This is a genomic window from Fluviicoccus sp., assembly GCF_030646115.1.
Classification (GTDB): domain Bacteria; phylum Pseudomonadota; class Gammaproteobacteria; order Pseudomonadales; family Moraxellaceae; genus Fluviicoccus.
In genome coordinates this window covers 1-23,360 of sequence record NZ_JAUSMX010000015.1, presented here as the reverse complement: position 1 = coordinate 23,360, position 23,360 = coordinate 1, and the positions used below count along the sequence as shown (strand labels likewise).

At 60.1% G+C, this 23,360-nt stretch carries 19 protein-coding genes and 1 tRNA gene; 14 read left to right on the top strand and 6 right to left on the bottom strand.

What is annotated here, in order from left to right:
- Nucleotides 1-58 precede the first annotated feature (58 nt).
- Nucleotides 59-1,012, bottom strand: coding sequence for a metal-dependent hydrolase (locus Q7T36_RS10550; RefSeq protein ID WP_304847776.1), 954 nt, complete (start codon nucleotides 1,010-1,012; stop codon nucleotides 59-61).
- A 269-nt stretch (nucleotides 1,013-1,281) separates the two neighbouring features.
- On the opposite strand from Q7T36_RS10550, the gene Q7T36_RS10545 reads away from it, so the two are divergent.
- Entirely contained in the window at nucleotides 1,282-2,910 is a 1,629-nt protein-coding gene (locus tag Q7T36_RS10545; protein ID WP_304847773.1) for an AMP-binding protein, read from the top strand.
- A gap of 113 nt (nucleotides 2,911-3,023) precedes the next feature.
- Nucleotides 3,024-3,908: an SDR family NAD(P)-dependent oxidoreductase gene (locus tag Q7T36_RS10540; protein ID WP_304847770.1), complete on the top strand. Its 885-nt coding sequence runs from the start codon at nucleotides 3,024-3,026 to the stop codon at nucleotides 3,906-3,908.
- On the opposite strand, the gene Q7T36_RS10535 is transcribed toward Q7T36_RS10540, so the two are convergent.
- From Q7T36_RS10535 to Q7T36_RS10515, 5 genes are all read right to left on the bottom strand, one after another.
- Entirely contained in the window at nucleotides 3,895-5,478 is a 1,584-nt protein-coding gene (locus Q7T36_RS10535) for an FAD-dependent oxidoreductase (RefSeq protein ID WP_304847767.1), read from the bottom strand. The genes Q7T36_RS10540 and Q7T36_RS10535 overlap by 14 nt on opposite strands.
- Nucleotides 5,475-5,921: a hypothetical protein gene (locus Q7T36_RS10530; protein WP_304847764.1), complete on the bottom strand. Its 447-nt coding sequence runs from the start codon at nucleotides 5,919-5,921 to the stop codon at nucleotides 5,475-5,477. The genes Q7T36_RS10535 and Q7T36_RS10530 overlap by 4 nt, the downstream gene beginning before the upstream one ends.
- Before the next feature lie 13 nt (nucleotides 5,922-5,934).
- A complete protein-coding gene (locus tag Q7T36_RS10525; RefSeq protein ID WP_304847761.1) occupies nucleotides 5,935-6,615 on the bottom strand; it encodes a TetR/AcrR family transcriptional regulator in 681 nt (226 codons plus the stop codon).
- A gap of 261 nt (nucleotides 6,616-6,876) precedes the next feature.
- Nucleotides 6,877-6,961 (bottom strand) — tRNA-Leu (locus tag Q7T36_RS10520).
- Nucleotides 6,962-7,006: 45 nt separating this feature from the next.
- Nucleotides 7,007-7,957, bottom strand: a complete 951-nt coding sequence (locus Q7T36_RS10515; RefSeq protein ID WP_304847758.1) for a sulfite exporter TauE/SafE family protein — start codon at nucleotides 7,955-7,957, stop codon at nucleotides 7,007-7,009.
- A gap of 196 nt (nucleotides 7,958-8,153) precedes the next feature.
- Here Q7T36_RS10515 and rnr point away from each other — a divergent pair, with 196 nt between their 5' ends.
- From rnr to cas6f, 12 genes are all read left to right on the top strand, one after another.
- Nucleotides 8,154-10,604: a ribonuclease R gene (rnr, locus tag Q7T36_RS10510; RefSeq protein ID WP_304847755.1), complete on the top strand. Its 2,451-nt coding sequence runs from the start codon at nucleotides 8,154-8,156 to the stop codon at nucleotides 10,602-10,604.
- 3 nt (nucleotides 10,605-10,607) lie between these two features.
- Complete coding sequence (rlmB, locus tag Q7T36_RS10505; RefSeq protein WP_304847752.1) at nucleotides 10,608-11,354, top strand: 23S rRNA (guanosine(2251)-2'-O)-methyltransferase RlmB; 747 nt, start codon at nucleotides 10,608-10,610, stop codon at nucleotides 11,352-11,354.
- A gap of 183 nt (nucleotides 11,355-11,537) precedes the next feature.
- Nucleotides 11,538-12,425, top strand: coding sequence for a DMT family transporter (locus tag Q7T36_RS10500; RefSeq protein ID WP_304847749.1), 888 nt, complete (start codon nucleotides 11,538-11,540; stop codon nucleotides 12,423-12,425).
- A 51-nt stretch (nucleotides 12,426-12,476) separates the two neighbouring features.
- The gene (locus tag Q7T36_RS10495; protein WP_304847746.1) at nucleotides 12,477-13,337 is read left to right on the top strand and encodes a TIGR00266 family protein; all 861 of its coding nucleotides are present in this window, start codon (nucleotides 12,477-12,479) and stop codon (nucleotides 13,335-13,337) included.
- Nucleotides 13,334-14,425 carry a M48 family metalloprotease gene (locus Q7T36_RS10490; RefSeq protein WP_304847744.1) on the top strand — a complete coding sequence of 364 codons (1,092 nt, stop codon included), beginning with the start codon at nucleotides 13,334-13,336 and terminating at the stop codon, nucleotides 14,423-14,425. Before Q7T36_RS10495 ends, Q7T36_RS10490 begins: the two co-directional genes overlap by 4 nt.
- A gap of 45 nt (nucleotides 14,426-14,470) precedes the next feature.
- Entirely contained in the window at nucleotides 14,471-14,572 is a 102-nt protein-coding gene (locus Q7T36_RS17995; RefSeq protein ID WP_370690101.1) for a hypothetical protein, read from the top strand.
- Between the two features lie 270 nt (nucleotides 14,573-14,842).
- Nucleotides 14,843-15,817 carry a type I-F CRISPR-associated endonuclease Cas1f gene (cas1f, locus tag Q7T36_RS10485; RefSeq protein ID WP_304847742.1) on the top strand — a complete coding sequence of 325 codons (975 nt, stop codon included), beginning with the start codon at nucleotides 14,843-14,845 and terminating at the stop codon, nucleotides 15,815-15,817.
- Complete coding sequence (cas3f, locus tag Q7T36_RS10480) at nucleotides 15,814-19,107, top strand: type I-F CRISPR-associated helicase Cas3f (RefSeq protein WP_304847739.1); 3,294 nt, start codon at nucleotides 15,814-15,816, stop codon at nucleotides 19,105-19,107. Before cas1f ends, cas3f begins: the two co-directional genes overlap by 4 nt.
- Nucleotides 19,108-19,236: 129 nt before the next feature.
- A complete protein-coding gene (csy1, locus tag Q7T36_RS10475) occupies nucleotides 19,237-20,556 on the top strand; it encodes a type I-F CRISPR-associated protein Csy1 (protein WP_304847737.1) in 1,320 nt (439 codons plus the stop codon).
- A gap of 2 nt (nucleotides 20,557-20,558) precedes the next feature.
- A complete protein-coding gene (csy2, locus tag Q7T36_RS10470; protein WP_304847735.1) occupies nucleotides 20,559-21,593 on the top strand; it encodes a type I-F CRISPR-associated protein Csy2 in 1,035 nt (344 codons plus the stop codon).
- Nucleotides 21,586-22,635: a type I-F CRISPR-associated protein Csy3 gene (csy3, locus tag Q7T36_RS10465; protein ID WP_304847732.1), complete on the top strand. Its 1,050-nt coding sequence runs from the start codon at nucleotides 21,586-21,588 to the stop codon at nucleotides 22,633-22,635. Before csy2 ends, csy3 begins: the two co-directional genes overlap by 8 nt.
- Nucleotides 22,636-22,638: 3 nt before the next feature.
- A complete protein-coding gene (cas6f, locus tag Q7T36_RS10460; RefSeq protein ID WP_304847729.1) occupies nucleotides 22,639-23,202 on the top strand; it encodes a type I-F CRISPR-associated endoribonuclease Cas6/Csy4 in 564 nt (187 codons plus the stop codon).
- Nucleotides 23,203-23,360: the final 158 nt, after the last annotated feature.

Sequence of the window (23,360 nt, the reverse complement as noted above, 5' to 3'; positions counted from 1 at the left end):
GACAACCCCCCCGCAGGAGGGGTGCCCGAAGCCGTGTCAGGCTTCGGGCACCCAGGAATCAGGCGGCCTTCAGTTCAGCGCTGCGATAGGCTTGGGCTCCGGGAGAGTTGGCCAGGTAGCGGAGCGCTTCTTCCGTGGAACCTTCATGCAGGGGGTTGTACCACGGGCTGAAGAAAGGCAGTTGCTGCCAGGCCAGCCACAAGGGCGAGGGCAGGGCGCCGCTGCGGGAGACGCGGTGCCACTCCAGCCACACCCACGGCTTCCAGACCTGGGGGTTGCGGTCGGCGAAGCGGGGGTCCTGACGCAGCATGTGCGCGGTGCCGTCCACCCACAGCCCGAAAACCAGTGGCGTGGCAATGCAGGCGAGGTAATAGCGCGACAGGTAGCTGCCGCCCAGATGCTCATACAAATCAAAAGCCACGCAACGATGCTCGACTTCTTCCGCCCCGTGCCAGCGGATCAGGTCCAGCAGCACCGGATCGCCGCTCAGGGTGTCCCAGGTGCGGTTGCGCAAGGCATAGTTGCCCAGCACGCAGGTCATGTGCTCAACGGCGGCAATGGCGCCCAGCCGGAACACCAGCCACTGCCGTTGCAGGAATGCCGGTGTCTTCAGGCCCAGCGGGTCATCCGCCAGCAACTCGTCGAACAGCCATTCCATGATGCGGGTGTTGCGGGTGGTATCCATGCCGCGCTCGTTCAGGTATTCCTGAATGGCAGTGCTGTGCGCCCGGGAATGCATGGCTTCCTGACGAATGAACATCTGTACGTCATCCCGCAGCTTGGCATCCGTGACCAGCGGCAGCGCCTTGTTGTACAGACGACAGAACCAAAGCTCTCCGGCCGGGAGAATCATGTTGATTTCATTGATGAAGTGACTGGCGTAGGGCTGGCCGGGCAACCAGTCCAGCGGAGTGTGGGTCCAGTCAAAACGCACTTTGCGCGGCGTCAGGCGATAGTTGGTGGAAGATGCGGCCCGGCGGGCCAGGCGGGTGATACGGGTCAGCAGGCTCATTCATGGCCTCCGGATGAGCTGGAGTTGGCGCAGGGTGAAGTTATGCCGAAGAACTTCATTTTTAAATGTCACACTAAACGATGTAATGATTATTTCGTGTTTCTGTCAAGCACGGAATGAGAGAACGGCCCCCGGATTGTCGGCTACCCGACACAGGGAGGCAGTCACGGGATGAATGGCAAGTCACGAAGTGGCCGGTATTGACCCTGACCGGGGATGGGACTACTTTGAACGGCGCTAAATCTGGCGACCTTGAAATGGAAGCGGACATGAAGCAATCCCTGGCGGCTTCGTTGCGGAACGGTGTTGTGGTAACCGGCCATCTGATGCAGGCCGGTATGGCGCTGTCTCGGGCCGGCATCATTGCTCCGGTACGCCCGGACCGCCTGGCGCAATTGCTCTGGCGTGCGGCCAGTGAAGGCGCCAACTTTGCCGCTCTGCTGTCAGCGGCCGCCGTCCGCTATCCCAACCGTTCCGCCATTATTGATGATCTCGGGACGCTGTCGTTTGCCGAACTGGACCGGCGCGTGCAGGCCATGGCCGCCGCACTGGCGGCTGACGGCATTGGCCCCGGGCACACCGTGGCGCTGATGAGTCGTAACCATCGCGGCTTTGTCGAAGGCTTGCTGGCGGTGTCACGGCTCGGGGCGGATGTTGTGCTGCTGAATACGGAATTTCCCGCGCCGCAATTGCAGCAGGTGTTGTCGCGGCATACGCTGGCTTTGGTGATTCATGATGCCGAGTTCAAGGAAGTGCTGCTTATGGCCGGATTTGACGGACGCCGGGTGACGGCTGACGCGCCGCTGACGCCGGACAGCCTGTGCCGTCTGGCGGCGCGCAGCGAACTCCCGCCGGGCCCGCATCGGCAGGGTCAGCTCATCATTCTGACTTCCGGCACCACCGGAGTACCGAAAGGGGCGCCGCGCCGGTCCCGGCCGCTGGCCATGGTCGGGCCGGTGGCGTTCCTGTTCAAGACCCTACCGTTGCGCTCGGGGGAGGTGGTGCTGATTGGCCCGCCCCTGTTTCACGGCTTCGGCCTGGCGTTTCTGGCCGTGGCGTTGTCCCTGGGCTCGCCCGTGGTGCTTTGCCGCCGGTTTGAGGCGGAAGTGGTGGCGCAATTGCTGGTGCTGCATCACGTGAAGACGTTGGTGGCGGTGCCGGTGATGCTGCAGCGGCTGCTGGATCTGCCGGTGAAGGGGCGTTACAGCTATTCTTTCCGGCACCTGTCCACGGTCATTACAGCCGGTGCACCGTTAAGCGCCGCCCTGGCCGCGCGCTGGATGGACACCCATGGCGACAACCTCTTTAACCTGTATGGCTCTACCGAGACCGGCATCGGCACGCTGGCCGCTCCGGCTGACATGCGGGCGGCGCCCGGCACGGTCGGCCGCATCCCTTTGGGCACGGAGTTGCGCATCCTGAATGATGACGGCGTCGCTCTGGCGGCCGGGCAGCACGGCCATATCTGCGTCCGCAGCGGCATGTTGTTCGAGGGTTATGTCGGCGGCGGCAGCAAGCCGGTGTTGAACGGCTTCATGAATACCGGCGACATGGGCTATGTGGATGACGAAGGCCGTTTATTCGTCGATGGCCGGGAGGACGACATGATTCTTTCCGGCGGCGAAAACGTCTTTCCCCAAGAAGTCGAGGAGTTGCTGGCCCGGCATCCCGGTGTGGCGGATGTTGCGGTGATTGGCGTGGAGGATGCGGAATTCGGCCAGCGCTTGAAGGCTTTTGTGGTGCGCCAAGGGTCTGCGGTGACCAGCGAAGAAGCGTTGAAGGCCTTTATCAAGGACCGGGTGGCCCGTTACAAGGTGCCGCGAGAGATTGTTTTTGTGCCTGAGCTGCCGCGCAATCCCACCGGCAAGGTGTTGCGGCGGCAACTGGGACAGATGTAGGCCATTGACCGCTGCGAGCGGATGCGGCAGTTTTGCAGTCAATGACAGTCGCGCCGCTTTGGCGCAAAACCTGAAGGCTGGTTCTGAAAAACTATAAACCGGAGGAGAGTTCAATGTCCCGCCCTGAGAATGCCTATGTTCCGCCCGCCTGGACCCGGCCGCTGGCCTGGTTTACCAATCCCCACGGCGTCAATGACGACCGCCGCCTGCGTGAGGCGGTGCAAGGGAAAATCGTGATGGTGACTGGGGCTTCCTTCGGCATCGGCGAGGCCACGGCCAAGCGCCTGGCCAGCATGGGCGCCAAAGTATTGCTGGTGGCGCGCACGCAGGAGAAACTGGACGTGGTGGCGGCCGATATCCGCCAGGCCGGGGGTGAGGCGGCGGTTTATGCCGTGGATCTGAGCAAGCCGCATGATGCCGCCGCGCTGGCCGAGCGCGTGCTAAAGGAACAAGGGCATGTCGATATCCTGCTCAACAATGCCGGGCGTTCCATCCGCCGCTCCATCCATGAGTCGTATGACCGCTTCCACGATTTTGAGCGGACGATGGCTATCAATTATCTGGGGCCGGTGCAACTGGTGCTGGGCTTCATTCCGTCGATGCGCGCCCGCCGGCAGGGACAGATCATCAATATTTCCACCTGGGGCGTGAAGATTCCGCCGGGGGCGAACTGGGCGGCGTATCAGGCGTCTAAGGCCGCCTTTGATGTCTGGCTGCGCAGCGTGGCCACCGAGATCAAGCCGGACGGCATTGATGTGACCTCCATTTATCCGGCTGTGGTCTACACGCGGATGAGTGCGCCAACCAAGGCATTGCATTCCATGCCGGGCATGTCTGTGGAAGAAGCCGCCCATGTGATTGAACGGGCGATCATTGAGCGCCCGGACGATATTTCGCCGCCGTGGTTGTGGGGCATGCAGGTGGCGTCGGTGACGCTGAGCAAGCCGGTACGCTGGCTGATGCAGAAGACCTACAAGCCCGCCTTCACGAAGAAATAGGGAAGCGCGCCGCAAAGCGCTCCGCCAGCGCCGTGATCGTCAGGCTGGGGTTGACCCCGACATTGGCCGGGATTGCGGCGCCATCCACCACATACAGCCCCGGATAACCGAACACCTCGTGGTTATGGTCGATAACGCCGTCCTCCGGACGCGCCGCCATGACAGCACCGCCGAGGATGTGCGCCGTCACCGACAGGTTGCCCACGCTTTCCATCACCGTATTCAACGGTGTGCCGTTACTGGCTTCGGCAAAGGCGCGGGCGGCGGCGTTGGCTTGCGGCAGGTAGGACGGCGAGCGTCCGCCCTTGCTGATCCGTGATTTCAGGCCGAAGCGGAAACCCCGCAACAGCGTGCGGCCATAGGTGAATGCCAGTTCGTTGTCGGCATGCTGCATCACCGTCAGTACGGAAATACGTTTGTACCAGCCCTTGGCCCGGAAGGAGCGCGTACTGGCCAGCGGTTGTGTCAGAAAGCGTCCCAGTGTGCGCAGCGCCCGTCCCAGCGGTTGCGCGCCATCTTCCAGCGGTCCCATGTACCACTTCATGAAGCTGTAGCTTTCCGGGAAACGGTTCTGGGTGATGTGGGTGTGATCGTCGGCGTAGAAGTGGCTGGAAATGGTGGCGCCGTGGGTGACATCCACGTTCGCGTCGTTGGCGAGAATGCCGACAATGGCTTCGCTGTTGGTGCGGACATGCTCGCCCAGCGAGGCGGGCAGCTTTGGCAGCGTGCGGTAGCGGTCACGGCTTGCGAACAGGATTTCCTGCGTGCCCAGTGCCCCGGCTGACAGGATGACCTTGCGCGCTTTCAGCGACGGATAGCTGACCTTGCTGTCCCAGGGATGGCGCTGGTGCACCAGGTAGCCGCCGTCCGGCAGTGGTTCCAGGTGGGTGACCTGACGTTCGGGAAAAATCTGCACACCCCGTTTTTCCGCCAGATACAGGTAGTTGCGGTCCAGGGAATTCTTGGCCCCGTAGGCACAGCCGGTAATGCAGCGGCCGCAGCGATTGCAGCCGGTGCGGGCCGGGCCTTCGCCTTCGAAGAAAGGGTCCGGTGCGGGGTGGTCGGGATTGCCGAAAAAGATGCCCTGGGGGACGGTGTCGAAGCTGTCCGCAACACCCATGCGTTCCGCCGCACCGCGCAGCCAGTCGTCCTGGATGCCGTGATAGGGGTTGGGCGTGACGCCCAGCATGTACTTGGCGGCGGCATAGTGCGGGGCCAGTTCCGCCTGCCAGTCAGGACTCAGGGCGGACCAGGCCGCATCACGGTAGAACGCTTCCCCCGGTTGCAGCAGCACGGCGGCATAAACCAGGCTGCCGCCGCCAACACCGATGCCGCGCACAATGCCGACATGCCGGAAGACATCCTGCGCAAAGAAACCTTTCAGGCCCAGCGCCGGAGCCCAGGCCAGCGCTCTGGGGTCGGTCCCGGCCTTGGCGATGGCGGCATCATCCAGCCGCCGTCCCTGTTCCAGCACCGTCACCTTCCAGCCTTTTTCCGCCAGCCGCAAGGCGCTGACGCTGCCGCCAAAACCGGAGCCGATGATGACCACATCCCGGTCGAATTCGCTCATGCGTCACGCTCCAGCAGGAAAGGGAAGGCGAAATGCCGCAGCAGCGGCAGGTTGATGATGGTCATGCCCAGCAGGGTGCGGTCGTCCAGCGCCCGCAGTTCGTCGGTGACCCAGCGCCAGGGGATGGGGCCGCGGGCGCCATAGGTAAGGGCGGCCACCGCACCGCCGTCGATGGATGACGGGCATTCCCGGCATTGCATGGACAGCGCGTCACCCCGCGTCAGGACATTGGTGGCGCTGTCCGGGGTCAGGAAACGCTTGCCCTGCCAGCCGCGCAGGCCCGACAGGGCGACACTGGGCCGTCCGCCCAGCCGCAGCCACCACGGGCCGATGAAGCGGGCGCGCCAAAAGCCGGTACGTAGTGCGGGCGCGGGAGCGGAGGCGGTCGCGAAGGATTGCCGAAGGGTGCACAGCGAGGCCGTTTTCAATTCATTGGGTTGCATGGGGTGCTCCGGTTCAATCCAAGGTGAGGCCGAAACGGGCGGCCCATTGTTCGGCGCTTTGCCAGTCATCGCGATTGCCCAGCAGGCCCAGGGCCAACCGCAGCATCAGCCGCAGGGTTTCCTGCCATCGGTCCGGGTGGTGATCCTGGCCCAGCATGAACCGGTAACCGAGGAATTCGACCCCTTGCAGCAGGGTGTCGATGGCCAGCGGTGAAGCGGGACTTCGATCGGTGGTCTGTAATTGTGCATGCACCAGTTCTCCCAGAATGGCCAGTGTGCGCTGCCGGTGCCTGGAGGCGGGGGAGTGCGGGTTGTGCAACTCGGCGAACAGCGTGGGCAGCAGCGGGGCGATATCCGGGGCCTCCCCCCACTGCCGCCAGGCCAGCAAGGCCATGCCCATGCGCTGGAAAGGATTTTCCGTTTGGTTGACGACGGCTTGCATGGCGTTGATCAGGCGGTTGTTGAGTTCCTGCAGCAAGGCTTCGGTAATGGCGGCGGCATCGGGGAAGTGCTTGTACAGCGTGGGGCGTGACAGTCCGGCCTCGGTCGCGACCATGTCCAGCGTCAGGCCGTGGAAGCCGGTGTGCGCATAAACCTTCCCGGCTGCCTGCAGTATGCGTTGGCGGGTCTGGGATTGGTGCATGGCATCGGCAGGCGGCCTGCCGCGCAGGCGGGTGGGTTCGGAAAGAGTCATGCTGTCGGGAGTCTGCTGTTTTTCCGAATTTAGTTTACGCGAGTGTAAAAGTAAATATCAGGGGTCCCGAATCTTTAACGCGATGCCGAGGATGGGAGGTGAATAAAATTTAGCGTTCGCCGGGATGGGGTGTGTTTGGAAGCGCTGTGAGCGGCAACTGATTTCTGTGCGGGCGGTGGGGCGGCTATGGGGCGATATAACAAACAGCCAGGTTTTCAGCAGGCATAAAAAAACCCGACTTTCGTCGGGTTCTTTTGAAATTGGTGCCCAGGAGAGGACTTGAACCTCCACGTCTTGCAACACTAGTACCTGAAACTAGCGCGTCTACCAATTTCGCCACCTGGGCTTGATGGGTGGGCATTTTATAGGAAACGCGCCCCCTGTCAACGCCTCAGATGAAAGACTTGAGCAAATTAACGGCACTTAAACCCGAGATGAGGATGCCAACGACGATCAGCAGCGATTTTGTCGGCAAATGACGGCACAACCAGGCGGCAAACGGGGCGGCGAACAGACCGCCCACCACCAGCCCGGCAATGACCGGCCAATGGCCAAAACCGCCCAGCACGGCAAAGGCGGAAGCCCCGGCGATGGACAGGAAAAATTCCGCGGCATTGACCGAGCCGATGGTGGTGCGCGGGTCCTGACCGGTGCCGACCAGCGAGGTGGTGACCACCGGGCCCCAACCGCCGCCGCCCACCGAATCCACAAAGCCGCCGGTCAGCGCCAACGGCGCAATGTGCTTGGGCGGTTCATGACGCACCTTGATATGGCGGAATGCCTTGGACAGGATGTAGAGGCCCATGCCCAGCAGATAGGCGGAAATCCAGGGCTTCAGCGTGTTGCCGTCAAACTGCGTCACGACATAGGCGCCGACCACGCCGCCGATCATGCCGGGAATGACCAGCCGCAGGAACAGCGGTTTGTTGATGTTGCCCATGCGCCAGTGCGACAGCCCCGAAAAACCGGTGGTGAACACTTCAGCCAAATGCACCGATGCCGAGGCGGCGGCGGGCGGGATGCCGATGCCCAGCAGGAAAGTGGTGGCGGTGATGCCGTAAGCCATGCCCAGCGCCCCGTCAATGATCTGCGCACCGAGACCGACGGCCAGCGCCAACCAGAACAGGTTGCTGGTCAGGCCCTCCACAATGAGCGCCTGATCATGGGTGGCGAAGGCAATGCCGGCAGCGACCGCCAGCAGCACCAGCAGGATGCCGAACGTATGCAACAAGGGCTTGAGGAAGCTGCGGGTGTGGGTGATGTCGGTTTCCAGCGGCGGCAGCCCGTTGTTTTCGTGGGCGATGCTGATCGAGTCATCGAGATCGAGGCGGCGTATTTTCATGAGGAGGCGAAGCGCACTGTTTAAAAATCAACAGCACGATAACAGTCGTTTTTCTCTACTCTAAATATTATAAAATTATTTGGTTATTCCTTTATTGAATATATGAGCGATGATTGCGCAAAATTCACCCTCAGGAATTCCGGGCGCATGCTAGACTGCGAACGCTGCCGCGGCCAAGGGGCTGCGGCGCGCAGACATGAGTAGAGAACACGCATTAATGAGCAACACTTCAGCCTGGAATGACCCAGCTGCGGCCAGAGAGGCCACCAATTACGAAAACCCCATCCCCAGCCGCGAACTGATCCTGTCCACCCTGACCCAGCATGATCGTGCCCTGACCGCCCAACAGCTGGCGGAAATATTCAGCCTGCACGACGATGACCGTCAGCATGCCCTGCAAAAACGCCTGGGCGCCATGGTGCGGGACGCGCAACTGGAGATGGACCGTCGCGGCCTTTACCAGCCGCTGAACGAAGACCAATGTGTCGAAGGCCGTGTGCAGGGACACCCTGACGGCTTCGGCTTCCTGGTCACCGCCAAGGACCAGCCCGATATCCTGCTGACGTCACGCCAGATGCGTCTGGTGTTTGACGGCGACACCGCGCAAGTGCGCGTGGTGGGCTATGACCACAAGGGCCGCCCCGAAGGCCGCATCGTCAAGGTGCTGGAACGCAAGACCAAGCGTCTGGTGGGCCGCTACTATGAAGAAGGCGGCATGCCCTACCTGCGTCCCGACAACCCCCGCATGACCCAGGAAATCGGCCTGCTGGGCGGGTTGAAGGGCGTCAGCATCGGCCAGTTCGTGGAAGTCGAAATTGTCGAGCCGCCCAGCCATCGCAGCATTGCCACCGCCAAGGTGGTGGCCGTGCTGGGCGACCATCTGGCTCCCGGCCTGGAAATCGACATTGCCGTGCGCAATTTCGACATTCCGCATATCTGGCCGCGCCAGGTGGAGGCTGTCGTCGCCTGTATGACCGAGGAAGTGGACGAATACGACAAGGAAGACCGCACCGACCTGCGCGACCTGGCGCTGGTGACCATTGACGGTGAAGACGCCCGTGACTTTGACGATGCCGTCTATGCCGAAAAGCGTTCCGGCGGCGGCTTCCGGCTGATCGTGGCCATTGCCGACGTGTCGCACTACGTGCGTCCGGACACGGCGCTGGATGACGAGGCGCGCAACCGCAGCACCTCGGTGTATTTCCCCGGCTCGGTGATTCCGATGCTGCCGGAAATCCTCTCCAACGGCCTCTGTTCGCTGAAGCCGAAGGTGGACCGCCTGTGCATGGTCTGCGACATGACCATCTCGCGTCAGGGCCGCGTCACCGGCAGCCGTTTCTATGAAGCGGTGATGCACTCCAAGGCGCGCTTTACCTATGACCAGGTCAGTGCGCTGCTGGAGCATCCCGAAAGCAATGCCGGTCAGAAGGTAGCGGCGGATTATCCGGAGCTGGTGAAGCCGTTGCAGACGCTGCAAAGCCTATACCTAGTGCTGCGCGCCTGCCGCGAACAGCGCGGCGCGCTGGACTTTGACGGCCAGGAAACCTACATCATTTTCGATGCCGACAAGAAGATCGAGAAGATTGTGCCGCGCACCCGCAACCAGGCGCACATGCTGATTGAAGAATGCATGCTGGCGGCCAACGTCTGTGCGGCGGAATTCGTGCAGGAACGCCACCTGCCGGCGCTGTACCGCAACCATGAAGGTCCCAAGGACGAGAAGCTGCTGAAGCTGAAGGGCTATCTGGGCATCCTGGGCGTGGAATTCCCGTCCAAGCCCAAGTTGCTGCCCATTGATTTCCAGCAAGTGCTGAAGAGCGTGGCTGACCGGCCTGACGCCTCCATTGTCGAAACCATGCTGCTGCGCTCGATGATGCAAGCGGTGTACAGCCCGGAAAACCTCGGCCACTTCGGCCTGGCATATCCGGCCTATGCCCACTTTACGTCGCCGATCCGCCGATATCCCGACCTGTTGCTGCATCGCGTCATCCGTCATTACCTGCACCATCCCGAAGCCAAACCGCATGTGGATACCGCAGAGATGCTGGCGCTGGGCGAGCACTGCTCCATTGCTGAACGCCGCGCCGAGGAAGCCACCCGCGACGTGACCGCCTGGCTGAAGTGCGAGTACATGCAGGACCACATTGGCGACACCTTCAAGGGCGTCATCACCGCTGTTACCAGCTTCGGTTTCTTTGTGGCGCTGGACGACATCTTTGTGGAAGGCCTGGTGCACATCCGCAACCTGCAGGGCGACTTCTACAACTTCGACCCGGTGATGCACACGCTGACCGGATCACGCGCGGGCATGGTCTATGCCATGGGCGACAAGGTGGAAGTGAAGGTGGCCGGGGTCAACCTGGACGAGCGCAAGATGGACTTTGAGCTGCTGGGCCGCCTGAATTCGGCGCGCCGTTCGAAGAACACTCCTGCCGCCGCCGTTGCCGGGGAAGGCAAAGCCGAAGCCAAGCCGGCTCCCAAGCCGCGTCCGCCGCGCCAGAAGGCCAAACCGAAGGCGACGTCCGCCCAGCCCCAGCCCGCCAAGGCGGTTGCTGCGGACGAGGAAGCCAAGCCGAAGCCGAAAAAGCCCCGCAACCGCAACCGGGGCAAGGCGAAACCCAAGCCCAAGCCTGAGACGAAGGGGTAAATCATGGCCAAACACGAACTGGTTTACGGCATCCATACCATGGAGGCCCTGCTGCACCAGCACCCCGAGTCGGTGCTGGAAGTGTTCATCCAGCTGACGCGGGACGATAACCGCCTGCACGTCATTGAAAACCTGACCCGCAAACACGGTATCTCGCTGCAAGTCACCAGCCGTGACAAGCTGGACCAGATGACCGGCAGCCCGCAGCATCAGGGCGTGGCGGCGCGCACCCGGCCCCTGCCGGTGCAGGATGAAAGCGAGTTGCTGATGATGGTGGAAGGCTTGCAGGTGCCGCCATTGCTGCTGGTGCTGGACAACATCACCGACCCGCACAATCTGGGCGCCTGCATGCGCACGGCGGAAGCGGTGGGCGTGCATGGTGTGGTGGCCCCGAAAGACCGCGCCGCCGGTTTAAGCCCGGTGGCGCGCAAGACCGCGTCCGGCGCGGCCGAGATACTGCCGTTCTTCCAGGTGACCAACCTGGCGCGCACGCTGGGCCAACTGGCGGATGCGGGCGTGTGGCGCGTAGGCACCACGCTGACCCCGGAAGCCAAGTCACTTTACGAAATCAAGCTGACCGGCCCCATGGCCATTGTCATGGGCGCGGAAGGCACCGGCATGCGCCGCCTGACCCGCGAAAACTGCGACGAACTGGCCTTCATCCCCATGGTCGGCACCGTGCAAAGCCTGAATGTCAGCGTCGCCACCGGCATTGTGCTGTATGAGGCGTACCGGCAGCGCACGCGCTGAAAACACCCTCTCCCCTTGTGGGAGAGGGCTGGGGAGAGGGGTGCGGCGGCGGTGCTTGAACTGAAGGTGTGTTCAGGTGACTTTCCGCACCCCCCACCCTAACCCTCTCCCACAAGGGGAGAGGGGATTCCCCGTTCCCGGTTTCAGTTATACTCCCCCCTCATCCCCTCCCGAGTGTTCCCCGTGTTCTCTTCGCAATCGCGCGTGATGAGTTACGGCATCCTGCTGTTCACGCTGTGTGTCTGGACCAGTTTCATCCTCATTTCCCGCTTGGGCGGCAAAAGCGAACTGACGCCGTGGGACATTACCGCACTGCGATTCGGCACGGCTGCGCTGGTGTTGCTGCCGGTGGTGGTGGTGCGGGGCGTGAAGCACTATTTCACCCTGCGCTTTTTGACGCTGGCCATGCTGGGCGGGCTGGGGTATGCCGGGTTGGCCTATGCCGGGTTTGAGCGCGCCCCGGCGTCGCACGGGGCGGTGCTGTTGTCGGGCATTCTGCCGTTCTGGACGGCGGTGGCGACCTATCTGGTGCTGGGCGAACGCATGACCCGCGACCGCTGGATTACCCTGACGTTCATCGCGGCGGGCATTGGCTCCATGGCGTGGGGGGAAATGCATCACGAGGCGGGCAAGCTGGGTTGGGGGGAGGTATGCTTCATTGCCGCCTCCTGCTGCTGGGGTTTTTACGGGGCCTTGCTGAAGCGCTGGCAAACGCCGCCGCTGGAAGCGACGATGGGTGTGGCCTTGCTGTCGGCGCTGGTGTTCATGCCGGTGTATGCGGCGTTCCTGCCCTCCGGCCTGGATGCGGCCAGCTGGCCAACCATCATCACCCAGTCACTGTTCCAGGGCATTCTGGTGGTGATTGTGGCGATGCTGAGTTTTATTGAGGCGCAGCGGCGGCTGGGGCCGTTTACGACCGGGGCGTTCCTGGCGCTGGCGCCGGTGCTGGGGGCAACGCTGGCGGTGCCGCTGCTGGGCGAACCGCTGACCTTGAGCGTGATGTTGGGATTGGCGGGGGTCAGCATTGGCGCGACCCAGCCCTGGAAATGGCGGATGTCCCGGCAGCCCTGAGGCGGCCGGATTGATTGCAGACAAATTGATGTTCAGTAAAGGAGTGCGGTGATGAATGTTTCGTTGAATAAGGATGAGGGGCAGCCGGTGTCCGGTGAGCGCATGAGCTATGTGGTGAAGGGTGAGGACCTGCAGTTTGTCGAGGTGACCTTGCAACCCGGCGCGCAGGTGATTGGCGAGCAGGGCGCCATGATGTACGTGGATGCCGATGTGGTGATTGACACGGTGCTGGGCGACGGCGCCGCCTCGTCTTTCGGATTGATCGGCCGCTTCTTCAAGGCCGTCAAGCGCAGCTTTACCGGCGAAGCGCTGTTCAGCAGCCGTTATACCGCCAAGGGCTCCCGGCCGCAGCGGGTGGCGTTTGCCGCACCGGGGCCGGGCCGCATATTGCCGGTGCATCTGGGCCGCATGGGGGGTGAACTGATTTGCCAGAAAGGTGCGTACCTGGCAGCGGAGCAGGGCGTGGAAGTGAATCTGGCGTGGCAGAAACGCTTGCGTGTCGGTTTCTTCGGCGGTGAGGGCTTCATCATGCAGCGCCTGAACGGACAGGGTGTGGCCTTTGTGCATGCCTCTGGCACCCTGACCGAGCTGGATCTGGAACCGGGCCAGGCGCTGCGCGTGGATACGGGCTGCCTGGTGGCGCTGACGCCTTCCGTGCGCTATGACATCAAATATGCGGGCAAGGTCAAGACTGCCCTGTTTGGCGGCGAGGGCCTGTTCCACGCCACGCTGACCGGGCCGGGCAAGGTGTGGTTGCAGTCGATGCCGATGACACGCCTGAGCGGTGCGCTGTTCGGCAGCGCCGTGGGCGGCCGTTCGGGAGGCATCACCGGCAAGCTGTATCTGGGCTTCATCATCTTTATCGTGATCCTGTCGCTGGTTGCCGGCGGCGGAGGAGAGGCCCAGCCATGATTCCGGCGCGTCTGTATGGCCCGGGTTTGCCGGTGGCGGGCCAGCCGGTGCAGGTTTTGCTGGACGGCGGCCACCTTCGGGTGCTGCAGGCGCCGGAGCGCCGGCCGACCCTGACGCAGGTGTCGGTCAGTGTGGGCGGTTTTGACCACGACGAGCTGTTCCTGACCTGGGAAGACCCTGACGGACGCTGGACGGTGCATCCGGAAGGCGCTGCCGGGCGGGAGGCCTTCATGAAGGAGGCTCCCGAGACGCTGAAGGCGTCGCTGCGGCAATGGCGTCGGCATACCGGCGCGCAAACCTGGGTGCTGCGCGGGGTGGCGGCGGGCGCCGCCCTGCTGGTGTTGTCGGCGGGGCTGTTGTGGTGGAAATATGACGCCGCCCTCGGTTGGGTGGCTTCCCATGTGTCACCGGAAACCGAGTTGCAGTTGGGCGAGGCGGCGCTGAAGAGTCTGCAGGGCGAAGGCGATCTGGTGGACAAGGGCCCGGCGGTGGAAGCCATGAAGCAGATTGGCGGCAAGCTGACCCAGGGCTCCGTCTACAAATACCGCTGGCTGGTGAGTGCGGACAAGCAGGTGAACGCCTTTGCGCTGCCAGGCGGTATTGTGGTGGTGAACCGGGGGCTGCTGGAGGCGACCCGTTCCGCCGATGAATTGGCGGCGGTGCTGGCGCATGAGGTGCAGCATGTGGAGCAGCGCCATTCGCTGAAGGGCATGCTGAACAGTGTGGGCATTGCGGCGGTGCTGATGGTGGTGCTGGGCGACGCCAGTGCGATGATTACGGTGATGGCGCATCAGGCGGGGGCCATGGCTTTTGGCCGTGATCTGGAGTCGCGGGCGGATCTGGACGGTGTGAGGGTGATGCAGCAGGCCGGGATTCCCGGTCAGGGCATGGTGCAGATGCTGACGCGGTTGAAGGAGGCGAGCCCGGGTGAAGGGCCGGGGTGGTTGTCGTCGCATCCGGAAACGCAGGCGCGTATTGAGGCGGTGCAGGCGTGGGTGCAGGTGAATCCTTGCGGGGGGTGCCGGGCGCTGGCGGTGGACTGGGGGAAGGTGCAGGTGAGTGTGAAGGGGTTGGTGACGGGCGGGTGAGGGACCGTATTGCCGGATTGGAAATGTAGAAGATGCGGGGTAGCCATGCGGCAGACGCCTTTACGCTATTTGAAGGCGCTGGTGGAGTTGGGGTTGCTGAGGGAGGTCGACATTGGCAAGGAAAGCCGTTTATTCACCCGAGGCTGATGCTGCTTCGGGATGGGCGTATCGGGTTGGTGCAGGCGGCTGGGATGGTTGGCGTGTCGGCATCGGAAATGAGGGATATTTGCGCCGATCATCACGTCCTTGGCTGAGTATCCGGCGGAGGAACTGGCGGAAGTAATAGGGCAATTTCAGGATACGGATTAGCCCTTTGTTTGATGGCGACGGTTTGCGTCGCTTGTATTGTCATTTGCGTGGAAGCGAAGCGCGTCATGTGCTTAGATCAAGCATCTTCCGCTGGCATGAGTCTTCATCATGGATGAGTTTTCCCCCTCCGACCTCAAGACCATTCTCCATTCAAAACGCGCCAATCTTTATTACTTGGAACATTGCCGGGTTTTATTGAATGGCGGCCGCGTCGAATTCGTGACGGACGAAGGCAAGCGATCGGCTTACTGGAATATCCCGATTGCTAACACGACGACGGTTTTATTAGGCACGGGAACTTCCGTGACACAAGCAGCCATGCGCGAGTTGGCCAAGGCCGGGGTGTTGGTCGGATTCTGCGGGGGCAATGGAACGCCGCTTTTCAGCGCCAATGAAACAGATTTTGACGTAGCCTGGTTCACACCCCAAAGCGAATACCGGCCGACGGAATACTTGCAACCATGGGTCAAGTTCTGGTTCGATGATGCCCTGCGCTTGCAAGCCGCCAAACAGTTGCAGCAACTGCGGCTGGGTCAGATTCGTGAACAATGGTTGAAAAGCCGGCCCTTGCGGGATGCCGGTTTTCTGGTGGATAAAGCCCGGCTTGAGGATGTTCTGGGGCAGTCCTCCGCTCGGATTGAACTTCAGCCGGATAATGCCTCATTGTTGACGGAAGAAGCCCGGCTTAGCAAAGCCTTGTTTGCCTTGGCTGCGCAGGCGGTCAAATACGGCGACTTCATCCGAGCGAAAAATGGCTCTGGCGGCGATCCGGCCAACCGGTTTCTGGATCATGGCAATTATCTGGCCTATGGATTGGCGGCCAGCGCCTGCTGGGTGCTGGGCCTGCCGCACGGGCTGGCGGTTTTGCATGGTAAAACCCGGCGCGGGGCGTTGGTCTTTGATGTGGCCGATCTGGTCAAGGACGCGGTGGTTTTGCCGCAGGCCTTCATTTCCGCCATGCGCGGTGATGATGCGCAAGCCTTCCGAAATGCCTGCACGGACAACCTGAACCGTACCGAGTCGCTCGATTTCATGATCGACAGCCTGAAGACGATTGCGCAGACCGTGGGGAAACCGGCATGAATATTTTGCTGGTGTCCCAATGTTCAAAACGGGCATTAACTGAAACACGGCGGATTCTGGATCAGTTTGCCGAGCGGCGTGGCGAACGGACGTGGCAGACGCCAATCACTCAACAGGGGGTGGATACCCTGCGGAAGCTACTGAAAAAGACGGCGCGCAAGAATACAGCGGTGGCATGCCACTGGATTCGCGGGTTGGATCACAGCGAATTGATGTGGATCGTCGGTGATGCCAGTCAGTTCAACGAGCAGGGTGCGGTTCCCACCAATACAACGACGCGCGATGTGTTGCGTGCGCAGGATGAAAACGACTGGCATACCGCTGAGGATATCAAGTTGTTGGCTCGGATGGCCGCACTTTGGCACGACTTCGGCAAAGCCAACAAAGCCTTTCAGGACAAGCTGAAGAAGGCGACCGCGATTGCTGATGCCTACCGGCATGAATGGGTGTCTTTGCGCCTGTTTGAGGCCTTTGTGCTGTCGTTTGGCGACAAAGTTGGCGATGCAGCATGGTTACAAGGATTAGCCTCCCTTGGCGCTGGCAAGGCGGATTTGCGCTGGCTCGATGCTGTGGCAAAAGATGGAGAAAGCAAGCCGGGTGAAAGGCCGCCGCAGAATCCATTCAGGCAACTACCCCCGCTGGCGCAAGCAGTCGGGTGGTTGATTGTGACCCACCACCGGTTGCCGGTTAACGACCAGACCAAGCCAACGACACTGCTGTTGAACAGGTTACCCGGCGAGATTTCTTCTGCGTGGTGTGGCTCCCGTCCGGATGAAAAGAGCGCGAAAGACTGTTGGAAAGTCGAAGCCAAAAACCTGCCCTTTGCCAGCGAGGCCTGGCGTCAAAAAGCCGCTCATTGCGCAGCTGCCATGCATGCCCGGAAATCGCTGCTGACCGGAAGCTGGCTGCATAACCCCTATGCCCTGCATCTCGCACGGTTGACTCTGATGCTGGCGGATCATCATTACTCCAGCCTGCCCGTCAATCCCAAATGGGGCGACAAGACTTTTCCCGCCTATGCCAATACCGACAAGGAAGGCAAGCTCAAGCAGCCGTTGGACAATCACCTGCTGGGGGTGGATGACCATGCGCGGCGTATCTCGGGCGTATTGCCACGGTTGGATACAAACCTGCCGCGCCTGTGCCGGCACAAGGGGTTTCGCCGCCGTTCGGCGGATGCGCGTTTCCGCTGGCAGGACAAGGCTTTTGATGTCGCCGAATCTGTGCAGGCTCGCTCACAGGATCACGGCTTTTTCGGCATCAACATGGCATCCACCGGCTGCGGCAAGACGTTGGCCAACGGGCGTATCATGTATGCGCTGGCCGACCCGCAACGCGGCGCACGCTTTTCCATCGCACTAGGGTTGCGCACCCTGACCCTGCAAACCGGGCAGGCGTACCGGGATTTGCTGGAAATCGGCGACGATGACCTGGCGGTGCTGGTGGGCGGTGCAGCGGTGCGGGAGCTTTTCGAGCGGCAACAGAATGCGTCTGATTCGGCAGCAGGGCTGACGCCGCAAATGCGCGGTTCAGAGTCCGCCGAGGCGCTGATTCCCGACAACAGTTATGTGTCTTACGAGAGCAGTTTGCCGGAAGGCGGGTTGAGTGACTGGCTGAAGCAGAATCCTGCGGCGAACAAGCTGCTGTGCGCGCCGATTTTGACCTGCACGATTGATCACCTGATTCCCGCCACCGAAAGCACGCGTGGCGGCCACCAGATTGCCCCGATGCTTCGTTTGATGACTTCGGATCTGGTGCTGGACGAGCCGGATGATTTTGACCTGAGTGATTTGCCCGCGCTGAGCCGGCTGGTGTTCTGGGCGGGAATGCTGGGCAGTCGGGTGTTGTTGTCCTCTGCCACCTTGCCGCCAGCGTTGGTGGAAGGGTTGTTCAATGCGTACAAGGAAGGGCGGCGCAGTTATCAGCAAAACCGGGGAATTCCCGGACTGGCGTTGAACATCTGCTGTGCGTGGTTTGATGAATTCAGCAGTCAGGCCAGTGATCATATGGAGGCCGCAGATTTCAAACAGGCGCATGAGGGTTTTGTGCTGAAGCGTTTGAGCAAGCTGAAAACTGCCGACCAGCGCCGCATCGCGCAGATTCACGATCTGCCCCCGCTGGGCAAGTCGCGCCAGGATATTTCCCGGCAATGGGCGGAACACCTGCTGGCACCCATGCAGGTATTGCATCAACACAACGGCATGGCTGATCCGAAAACAGGTAAACGGGTTAGTTTCGGCCTTGTCCGCATGGCCAATATCGATCCGTTGATTGATGTGGCGCAGGCACTGCTGGCCCAAGGTGCGCCAGCGGATACTCGGATACATCTGTGTGTCTATCACTCGCGTTATCCCTTGCTGCTGCGCTCCAATATTGAGGCGATGCTGGACCGGGTGCTCAAGCGGCAAAGTCCGGTTGCCGTGCTTGATCATCCGGCGGTTCGTGAGCCTTTGGATCAGTATCCTGAGCTAAACCATTTGTTTGTGGTGCTGGCGAGTCCGGTGGCGGAAGTGGGGCGTGACCATGACTATGACTGGGCAATTGTTGAGCCGTCATCCATGCGATCGGTCATCCAGTTAGCGGGGCGGATTCGGCGGCATCGCCCTGAAGTCTATAACGTGACCAATCTGTATCTGCTCAATACCAATATCAAAAGCCTGGAAAAGGGGGTGGGTAAAGCAACCTACTGCCATCCCGGTTTTGAGCATGAGGGGTATTTGCTGGGCAGCCATGATCTGCATCACTTGCTACGTGAGGAAGAGTGGCGGTGCATCAATGCCGCGCCACGTATTCAGGAGCGTGCTGAATTGCAGCCTGAAGACAGCCTGGTTGATCTTGAGCATGTCCGTTTGCGGGCGTTGATGCTGAATGATTTGCGGGGCAAGGAGGCTGTGATCTTTCCGGCGTCTGCTTGGTGGGAGACACCAGCGCATTTGAGTGGGTGGTTACAGGGGAATCCGCGTTTTCGAGCCAGTCAACCGGAACGGTTGTATGGGTTGATGCCGGATGAAGAGGCTGAGCAGTGTGGAATTTGTCGTTATGAGGAAAAGCTGAATCGCTGGACTCCTTTAGGCACGAGTTTTCTGGAAGCTATGGAGCCGGTGTTTGGGCCGGGCGTGGGGTTATGGCGGCAGCAGGGTTATCTGGATGCGCTGGTGGCGTTGGCGGCGGAGAAGGATATGCCGTTACTGCGCTGTGCGGAGCGGTTTGGGGTGGTGTCGCTTGCGGAGGGGGAGGAGACGAAAGGGTGGAAGTACCATGAGGGATTGGGGTTCAGGAGGCGGTATTGAGAACCGCGACACAAATCGTCGCTCCGATGTGATAAGGGGTATTTCCATCGTTAAAAGCAGTGTATTAATTCGGGGGAGAACTTAGTCCTTGAATGTTGATCGCTAGAAGGCAAATCAAAGGAGATTGAAATGGAGTCAGATGCCTCACACCAGAATGACGCTGCCCAATGGCGGCAAGTCATCCACGCCTTTATCCACGAAAGGAAACAGGTAAAACTCGATAGCCTGAAACCAGAAGATGTCGAGGAAAGACTGAAGAATGAGGATAAATTTCAGCCTGAGTCTTGGCTGGCAAGTGCAGCACTTCGAGTAAGCCAAATACAGATGGCAACTCATACTCCCAAATTTACACATCCTGATCTGAAGCCTGTTAGCCCAAAAAAGCAGGCAACGAGCTTGTTTGTATCTGAATTGCCCTGTTCTCTGGGATTTGATCTGGTTTCTAGTGCTTGTCTGAAGGGTGTATTTACCGATGATGTTGTTGGGAATGCTGCCGCTTTAGATGTGTATAAATTCTTAAAACTGGAGCATAAGGGAAAAAGCTTACTTCATCGGATAATTGAAGGTGACGATGCTGTTAGGGCTGCACTGTCTGATGATCAGACTAAGGCTGAAAGTTGGATGAAGGCATTTGCTGGCATTACGGTGGGTGAAAGCCAACCAATGAGCAACACACTTGCCAAACAGATTTTTTTTCCGTTAACAGATGGCGGCTATCATCTGTTGGCGCCACTGTTTCCAACATCTCTAATAAACCACGTTTACTGGCAAATGAGAGAGGACCGGTTTGGTGAGACAGCCAAAGCATCCCGGGAGGCACGTAAACTGGGTCTATTTGTTCCCCAAGGATTCAAGGAGTATCCAGATCTGGTGATTCAGAATTTTGGAGGGTCAAATACTCAAAATGTTAGTCAATTAAACGCAGAGCGTAATGGTGAAAACTGGCTGTTGGCTTCGTTGCCCCCCATCTGGCACACCAATGACCTCAAGCCGCCAACAACAGTAGCGACCGTCTTCGACAAGTGGTTATTTCAGCGCAGGTCTATCCGGGAGTTGACGCGCAGCTTGCGGGAATTCCTCAAAAAGACAGGCGATTACACCAACATCAACATCCGCCAACAGCGCGCCGATCTGGTGGCCCGGATTGTCGATGAAGTATTCCTGTTTTCGTTTGAGCTGTTGGAACTTCCTGCGGGCTGGAGTGCAGAAGCGGGATGCCGGCTGGATCGCAGTGAGGCTTTGTGGCTGGACCCGAACCGCCGCTTTTCTGATGACGACTTCAGGAAGGAATATGAGTGGAAGGATTGGCCGGAGGAAATCGCCCGCCGTTTTGGTAATTGGCTGAATGCGGTGATCAGTACGGATCGAACCCCCATGGGCGAAGCCGAAACGCTGCAATGGCAACGTGATCTTGAGCAGGAAGTCAGCCTGTTCCGGTTGGAGATGTGATCATGAAGAAATCACCTCAAGCCTTGTTATTACTGCGCCTGCGGGTGCAAAACGCCAACGCGGTATCCAGTCCATTAACCTGGGGATTTCCGCCACCGAGTGCGTTTACCGGTTTTGTGCATGCCCTTGGTTTGCGAGTCGCCAAAGATCCCGAACTGGAGGACTTGCATGATCTGGTGCTGGATGGTGCGGGTATCGTTTGCCACCGCTTTGAGCCGCAGACCTATACCCCGGCTGGCAAACGGACGCAGGTTTTTGCCTTGACCCGCAACCCGGTGGATAAAGACGGCAAGACCGCCGCGATTGTGGAAGAGGGGCGGGCGCATCTCGAAGTGACGCTGGTCATCGGCGTCTATGGCGAAGAAGCGGCTTCCTGTGCCAGCGACGAGAACAACGCGGAATGGCTGGCAAGCCGGTTGTATGGCCACGCCTGCGCCATGCGGCTGGCGGGCGGCAGCATCCTGCCGGTAACGCTTACCTACGGCCGCCCTCCCGCCACCTTGATCAGCTGGCCTGAAACCACGGCGGATATGAAGTCTGTAAGTCGACAGTACCGTCATCACCTGCTGCCCGGCTTCGCCCTGATCCAGCGGGATGATCTGCTGAAAACGCGCTTGGCCGAGCTACCAACCGGTGCAACTTCACTGGACGCGCTGCTCGATTTCTCGCGTTTGAATTTCGAGTGCGAAGCGCTTCCCGCCAATCCGGAAAAGCATGACGAACCATTGCAAGGCAAATGGTCCATCCGCTCCAAGAACGGCTGGCTGGTGCCTTTGCCCGTCGGCTATGCCGCGCTCTCTGAACTGTACCCCGCAGGCATCGTTAAAAACACCCGTGATGCTGAAACGCCGTTCCGTTTTGTGGAAAGCGTCCTCAGCCTGGGCGAGTGGCGCAGCCCGCATCGCATCGACGACTTGCGACAACTGCTCTGGTTCCATCAAGCCGAACCGGACGCCGGTCGCTATCTCGTCCAACAACCCTTTGCTGTAAAACCCACCATTTCCGCTGTTGATCAAAAGGATGCTCATCATGGCTAAGACCGATTCGAAAGACCTGAAAACCGCTTCCGTCCTCGCGTTTGAACGCAAGCTGGATCCCTCCGATGCCTTGTTCAGCGCGGGCCAATGGGATGACCGTAATGCGGGCAAGACATGGCCTGCCGTAGTTGTGCGGGAGAAATCGGTGCGCGGCACCATTTCCAACCGGCTGAAAACGAAGGATCAGGACCCGGCCAAGCTGGATGCTTCGATCCAGTCGCCTAATCTGCAAACGGTTGATGTCGCCATGCTGCCAAGCGATGCCGATACCTTGAAAGTCCGTTTCACCCTGCGGATTCTGGGTGGGGCGGGAACGCCTTCGGCTTGTAATAACAGTGACTATCAGCACAAGCTGCTGGAAACCGTGCAGAGCTATGCACAAGGCCTTGGCTTTGCCGAACTGGCGCGCCGCTATGCCATCAATCTGGCGAACGGCCGGTTCTTGTGGCGCAACCGGGTTGGTGCTGAAGCTGTTGAGGTGCAAGTACGCCAATTGCAAAACGGCCAGGCGGCAAAGCACTGGACATTCAATGCACTGGACTTTTCCTTGCGTGACTTTGCCGCCCCTGCGGCTTCTGCGGCAGCGCTGAATGAACTGGCACAGGTGATTGAGGCGGGTCTATCAGGTCAGGCCTATGCCTTGCTGGAAGTTGTGGCTTATGTCCGCGCCGGTGATGGCCAAGAGGTTTTTCCGTCGCAGGAACTGATTCTGGATCGCGGTGACAAGAAAGGGCAGAAGAGCAAGACGCTCTATACTGTGGGCGATGTGGCGGCAATGCACTCGCAAAAAATCGGCAACGCCTTGCGCACCATTGATACCTGGTATCCGGATGAGGCGGGCTTGGGGCCGATTGCGGTGGAACCGTACGGCTCGGTTACTTCACAGGGGAAGGCCTATCGCCAGCCTAAGGAAAAGCTGGATTTCTACAACCTTCTGGATAGCTGGGTGCTGAAAGACAAGGTGCCTGCGGCGGAACAGCAGCACTACGTCATGGCGAACCTGATCCGGGGCGGTGTATTTGGCGAAAGTGAAAAGGATTAAGCCATGGACTATTTTCTGGAGATTGGCTTGCGCCCCGATCCGGAGTTTGTGCCCAGCCAGTTGATGAATGCCTTGTTCAGCAAGTTGCACCGTGCTTTGGTGCAGACCGGGAATAACCGTATTGGTGTCAGTTTTCCTGATGCCGGGTCGGATCGGCCCTATCTGGGTGACAAACTGCGCCTGCATGGTTCTGCTGAACAACTGGATGTTTTGATGGGTTCGGACTGGCTGACCGGGATGAGGGATCATGTTTGCGTGGGGAAAATTGAGCCTGTCCCTGCAAATGTGAAATATCGGGTGGTGCGGCGTGTACAAGCGCAGAGTAATCCGGAGCGATTGCGGCGGCGGTATATGAAACGACACGAGGTCGGTGAGGCGGAGTTGCGTGCCCGTTTCCCGGATGATGCGGGAGAACAGTTGACTCTGCCTTTCGTTTCATTGCGCAGTGTCAGCACCGGTCAGCATTTCCGCTTATTCATTGAGCATGGTCCTTTAGTGGATGTGGCAAGGGCAGGGGAGTTCGGTTGTTATGGCTTAAGCAGCACGGCAACCGTCCCCTGGTTTTGACCATTTTTTGAGAGTCTGTAGCGACCTCAATTAAAACAGCGACTTACGTACTAGGCTCTAATAAAGGGCTTTGGACGTGGGGCGCTGTTTTTTCTTTAAAAATTAGAGTGGTAGAATCAAAAGGCTGTAGTTCACTGCCGCGTAGGCAGCTTAGAAAA

Coding starts and splice junctions, on each gene's coding strand:
- Q7T36_RS10550 (WP_304847776.1), bottom strand. CDS start 1,012: ATGAGCCTGCTGACCCGTATCACCCGCCTGGCCCGCCGGGCCGCATCT.
- Q7T36_RS10545 (WP_304847773.1), top strand. CDS start 1,282: ATGAAGCAATCCCTGGCGGCTTCGTTGCGGAACGGTGTTGTGGTAACC.
- Q7T36_RS10540 (WP_304847770.1), top strand. CDS start 3,024: ATGTCCCGCCCTGAGAATGCCTATGTTCCGCCCGCCTGGACCCGGCCG.
- Q7T36_RS10535 (WP_304847767.1), bottom strand. CDS start 5,478: ATGAGCGAATTCGACCGGGATGTGGTCATCATCGGCTCCGGTTTTGGC.
- Q7T36_RS10530 (WP_304847764.1), bottom strand. CDS start 5,921: ATGCAACCCAATGAATTGAAAACGGCCTCGCTGTGCACCCTTCGGCAA.
- Q7T36_RS10525 (WP_304847761.1), bottom strand. CDS start 6,615: ATGACTCTTTCCGAACCCACCCGCCTGCGCGGCAGGCCGCCTGCCGAT.
- Q7T36_RS10515 (WP_304847758.1), bottom strand. CDS start 7,957: ATGAAAATACGCCGCCTCGATCTCGATGACTCGATCAGCATCGCCCAC.
- rnr (WP_304847755.1), top strand. CDS start 8,154: ATGAGTAGAGAACACGCATTAATGAGCAACACTTCAGCCTGGAATGAC.
- rlmB (WP_304847752.1), top strand. CDS start 10,608: ATGGCCAAACACGAACTGGTTTACGGCATCCATACCATGGAGGCCCTG.
- Q7T36_RS10495 (WP_304847746.1), top strand. CDS start 12,477: ATGAATGTTTCGTTGAATAAGGATGAGGGGCAGCCGGTGTCCGGTGAG.
- Q7T36_RS10490 (WP_304847744.1), top strand. CDS start 13,334: ATGATTCCGGCGCGTCTGTATGGCCCGGGTTTGCCGGTGGCGGGCCAG.
- Q7T36_RS17995 (WP_370690101.1), top strand. CDS start 14,471: ATGCGGCAGACGCCTTTACGCTATTTGAAGGCGCTGGTGGAGTTGGGG.
- cas1f (WP_304847742.1), top strand. CDS start 14,843: ATGGATGAGTTTTCCCCCTCCGACCTCAAGACCATTCTCCATTCAAAA.
- cas3f (WP_304847739.1), top strand. CDS start 15,814: ATGAATATTTTGCTGGTGTCCCAATGTTCAAAACGGGCATTAACTGAA.
- csy1 (WP_304847737.1), top strand. CDS start 19,237: ATGGAGTCAGATGCCTCACACCAGAATGACGCTGCCCAATGGCGGCAA.
- csy2 (WP_304847735.1), top strand. CDS start 20,559: ATGAAGAAATCACCTCAAGCCTTGTTATTACTGCGCCTGCGGGTGCAA.
- csy3 (WP_304847732.1), top strand. CDS start 21,586: ATGGCTAAGACCGATTCGAAAGACCTGAAAACCGCTTCCGTCCTCGCG.
- cas6f (WP_304847729.1), top strand. CDS start 22,639: ATGGACTATTTTCTGGAGATTGGCTTGCGCCCCGATCCGGAGTTTGTG.